The sequence below is a fragment of the Syntrophorhabdaceae bacterium genome (assembly GCA_028698615.1).
Lineage (GTDB): Bacteria > Desulfobacterota > Syntrophorhabdia > Syntrophorhabdales > Syntrophorhabdaceae > Delta-02.
On sequence record JAQVWF010000095.1, the window covers coordinates 1 to 4502 of the forward strand.

Here is a 4502-nt window from a genome sequence, read left to right on the forward strand (position 1 = left end):
CGTTGCCTTCACGGGCGCACTTAGCTCAACGTGAGCCTTGATGCCCCCGTTTGCCGCTCCCTTGGAATTCCCGCCCCTATTCACTACCGCTGCCGCCGGTGGACCAGGGACAGGGGGCGCCGTCTTCGAAGAAAGTCGCTTCTATCAAATCGATGGGGCCTTTAAGTCTGAAAGGGTTTTCAGGGAAGCACGTGGATCGCCTTCCAGTAAACGGAGCTGATCAGCATCGCGGCGATGATGGACACGGCGTACAGGCCGCCGCCCAATGCCACGTGGCGGGCACTCCACCCCCTTTGCCCCGTAATGGCGTCGCTGACCATGATGAAAGGCTGGGTATAGGCCAGAAAGAAACTGTTCCCCCCGGCTATCACGGCCACGCTCACCAGCACCGGATGGAGGCCAAAATCCTCAAAGAGGGGAATGAACAACGGGGACGTCAGGGCGATCGTGGAAAACCCCCAGGGCACATCCACGAACCGGATCAGCCAGAACCCCAGCGTGATCACTATCAGGAACAAAAGCGGTCTGTGCGCCCAGGACAGGATCCCTGGTTCTATGAAAGGCCGGATCCAACCCGATATGCCGGCCTTCATGAAGATCCCCGACAGGGAGACCACGACGCCGAAGAATATTATGATGTCCCAGTTGACACCCTTTCCAATGTCCCCGGGCGCGATGACCTGGAACAGAACAAGCGCCAGGACGGCCATCATTGCGCATGCCGCCGTTGGAATATGATGATGCCTCTCGGTGGCAAAGAGCACAAGCGCGCATGTCAGGATGATGCCGGTAATGATCTCCTGCCTGCTGATCTTCCCGAGCGCCCGGTACTCTTCCTTGAACGATTCCCTTGAGACGGCGAGGGGAGCCCTCGGTTTCAACAGGACATAGACGAGGCCGACGAAGAGAATGGTGGCGATGAACCATGGAACCGCCATGATCTGGAACCATGCGTCGAAGCTGGCCAGAGGCTTCATTTCCAGGGGAAGGAATCCCATCATGAAGGGACCCCAGAGAGACCCCGTCAACCATCCGGTGCCGGGCAGAACGGCCGTCCCCCAGGCAACAAGGCAGATGAGGGCACAGCCCCTCGACCTGTCTCCCAGCCGGCATGCCTCGACGACGTTCATGGCAATGGGCATGACGACGGAAAGGCGCACCGTTATCGATGGCGTGAGCGCCGACAGAACGATCCCGATTATGAACCAGCTCACGACAATGGTGAAGTAACCGGGCTCGAAGCTTTTCAGGACAAAATAGGCTATCCGTTTTCCAAGACCCGTTTTCGCAAGGGCATATCCGAGAAAGAGGGCCGGGATGAGCACCCAGACGCCTGAGCTTGTGAACCCGCTCGTTACAACATGAAGGGGCAAACCGAAAAGCAGCGCTCCGCTGATAAGGACGGCCGCACCCGCAAGGTAGGGCAAGTTCCACGGCCTGAAGATCCACAGGCCGAGGGCGATAAGGATGGTCGAACAAATATAATGGCCTTGCGCCGACAATCCATTGAAAGGACGAAGGGTCGCCAAAGTCAATGCACAGATGACGAAGATCAAGGCGCCCAGAACCTTCCGATACATCATAGATGTTCCTTCCGACAGAGTATATGGGGGTTACATAGCATATTTTCCACGTATATATACAGACGTTTCGTGCGCGCCGCCATGCACGCCACATTCCCGCCTCTCGGCTCCCTTCCTCAGGCCCTGACCGAATTGGCTGTCCGGAATCCCTTTATGGTCCTTCCCTCCATTGCCTTGAAAAAAGCGGTGACTACGCCCGGGCCCTGCGGCTCTTCGACATAGTCATTGCCCCGGGTATCGAACCAGAGGAACCGCTTTTCCTTGAGGAGTGAATTGAATATATGGAGGTCGCGGGGATTCTTCTGCAGGCGCTCCGTGCCGGCAAGGTCCTTCAGGGTCGAGGCGCCGGGGCTTACGTCGATGAGGGCCTTGACAACGTTAACGAACCGCAGGAGTTTCATGAAGGTGAACGTCGTCTCCCGCGGAAAAAGGGGGTTCGCCTCGAACATGACGCTCGAGCGGGCAGCGGGGAAATAAGCCGCCGCGTCGCTGCCGCATATGTCGTCAAAGAGCTGACTGCCCGGGGCGAGATAATAGATGCTCGGGCCGGGGAGCATCCTTTTCCCCATGAGAAAAACCATGGTGTCTATGATCTCCTGAGGCCTCTGGCCCGGCAGGCCGATGATGAAGTGCGTCTCTACGAGAAAGTCGGAAGTCTCCAGCCAGTCGAAAAGGCTTAGCAGGTTGGCCGGATACCTCCTTCGCTGGGATGCATGAACGGCGGGGGAGGCATCGACGAGTGAGAAATTGAGGCGGGCAAAGCCCGCTTCACGCATCTTCTCGAGCGTTTCAATATCGAGGGTATGGCCGTAAAGGCCATTCATGGCGGAAAGGGTGGCGCCCCTGTCCTTCAGGAGGTCTAGGATGCCGTGGAAGAAGGGGATGTCGAGGTTGAGCATGTCGTCCTCGAAGTCTATGGCGGTGATCCCCAGCCTCTCTATCTCCGCAAGCTCATTTTCTATGGCCCCTATCGTCCGCCGACGGTAGGGGACGGGAGGCTTGCCGCAGAAGGAGCACTGAAAGGGGCACCCTCTCGACGTAAGAAAGAAGGTGTAAGGCCTTTTGCCGATACGGTACTTCTCGGCGGGAAGGAGGTCGCGTGCCGGCATGAGGTCGATGTCCTCCTCGACGTGGATGCCCCCCGTGTGGAAGGTACCGTCGTCGCGGTAAAAGGAAAGCCCCGGAATGGAAGACAGCTCACACCTATTCCCGGAAGACAGGACGCGGACGAATTCGAAAAAGGGTGTCTCCCCTTCCCCCCGGACCACGTAATCGATGTCCCTGTCCTTGAGCACATGCTCGGGGAAGAGTGTCGCGTGGGTTCCGCCCATCACGGTGACGATGCCCCTGTCCACCTTTTTCGCGATGGCGGCAATCTCCCGGGCCTGACGGGAATAGGCCGTGAAGGAAGATGCTATCGCGACAACCCGGGGGGCCGCCTGCCTGATGGCGGCCTCTATCTCCTGCCGCCCCATCCCGTAGCGGGAATATCGCTTGAAGAGGGAAAAAGGGGTCTGCCTGTCGTCACGGTAAAAAGGCGCCACTTCCGGGAAATCGTGGTCCTTGAGCTGCCGCGGCGGTATGCCCGTCCTGCAGTCGAGGATGGTCACATCACAAATGTCCCGTATCTTCGCCGCGATAGAAGCGAGCGCCAGGGGGTATGTCCTGATTGCCGTATCGTAAAAATCCTCGATGGGCGGCTGGACAAGAAGCACTTTCATGGGACAAGTATAATGGAAACTCTCGGACAATCACAGGACTTTTCGGGAGCTTCCGTTGTCCCTCCCGAATGCGTTTACGAAAGATCCTTCTTCAGGCTTCCCGTTGGAGTCCTCCTTTTTACCATCGCGGGTTCCTTCGTTGCTCCGCCCGTCTTGAAATCGATCCTCGCCGAGAACATCTTCGCGAATCTCGGCAGGACCGTTTCCATTGGCAAGATCAGGGGTTGGCCTCTTCTTCCTCGCCGAGCCGGTCCCGTATCATCTTGAGGATTATGAGCGATTCACGCTCTCTCTCTTCGAGGGAGCCCATGATGTAATCGATCGTCTCCCTGTACTGGGGGATGAAGATCTTGGAAAGAGCGTTGCAGCGCCTCTGTGTCCTGCGCAGCTCCCGGGCAAGGCGCATTACGGCGTTGACCAGTTCCGCCAGTTCGGCAAGCGACGGAAGAAGGTCGACGAAGCGGCTCATGGCGATGTCGGTATTGGAGGACGTGCCGCCAACGCCAAAACGGACACCCATCGGCTCCTCCTGCAGGGATATCTTCGGCACCCCCATACCCATAAGGCGATCGTCCGACAGCGACACCTCGTGACGCATCGCCACGGCGAAGGCAGCCTCCTCGATCGCCTGGGAGCCTATATCCAGAGTGGCCTCGCCGAGCGCTGCGAAGGCGTGGGCAACGGCGTTCCCGACCCTGCCTTCCGCCTCCTCCGCGCGGTTCAAACGGCTCATGAGCTCAAAGATCAGGATCTGTCTCTTCTGCTCCAGGAGATCATAACCCTCCTGGGCAAACTCCAGCTGCCGTTGAAGTCCGAGGAGATTAGATTTCGTCGGTGCTACGTTGAGTTTTGCCATTCAGTCTCAAACCCCCGGTTGCGAAACGGCGTGCGGTTGCCCTTGTTCACCGGTTTTCGGTTGCGAGCGGTAATGTCTCCTCAGCAGTTCGTCGCTTACGCGGTGCAGTTCCTCCCGGGGCAGCACGGACAGGGCATCCCACCCCAGCTCCAGCGTCGTCTCTATGGAGCGGTTCTCGTATTCGCCCTGGTTCAAAAATGTGCCCTCAAAGGCCTCGCCGAACTTCAGGTACTGCTTGTCCAGCGGGCTCAACTCCTCTTCGCCGATGACATCCGCCAATCCGCGGACTTTCTTGACGTATGCGTAGCACGCAAAGAGCTGGCTCGCAAGGATGGGATGGTC

5 protein-coding genes are annotated in these 4502 nt (G+C 58.2%); all 5 read right to left on the bottom strand.

Translation table 11 applies throughout. The features are described 5' to 3' along the window. Nucleotides 1–179: 179 nt before the first annotated feature. Complete coding sequence (locus PHC90_14535) at nucleotides 180–1583, bottom strand: anion permease (protein MDD3847562.1); 1404 nt, start codon at nucleotides 1581–1583, stop codon at nucleotides 180–182. Between the two features lie 116 nt (nucleotides 1584–1699). Then, nucleotides 1700–3304: a cobalamin-dependent protein gene (locus PHC90_14540; protein ID MDD3847563.1), complete on the bottom strand. Its 1605-nt coding sequence runs from the start codon at nucleotides 3302–3304 to the stop codon at nucleotides 1700–1702. A gap of 74 nt (nucleotides 3305–3378) precedes the next feature. After that, nucleotides 3379–3513, bottom strand: coding sequence for a hypothetical protein (locus PHC90_14545; protein ID MDD3847564.1), 135 nt, complete (start codon nucleotides 3511–3513; stop codon nucleotides 3379–3381). Nucleotides 3514–3521: 8 nt separating this feature from the next. Beyond that, the gene (locus tag PHC90_14550; GenBank protein MDD3847565.1) at nucleotides 3522–4160 is read right to left on the bottom strand and encodes a V-type ATP synthase subunit D; all 639 of its coding nucleotides are present in this window, start codon (nucleotides 4158–4160) and stop codon (nucleotides 3522–3524) included. A gap of 6 nt (nucleotides 4161–4166) precedes the next feature. Beyond that, nucleotides 4167–4502, bottom strand: a 336-nt coding sequence (locus PHC90_14555) for a hypothetical protein (GenBank protein MDD3847566.1), incomplete at its 5' end; no start/stop codon positions are given.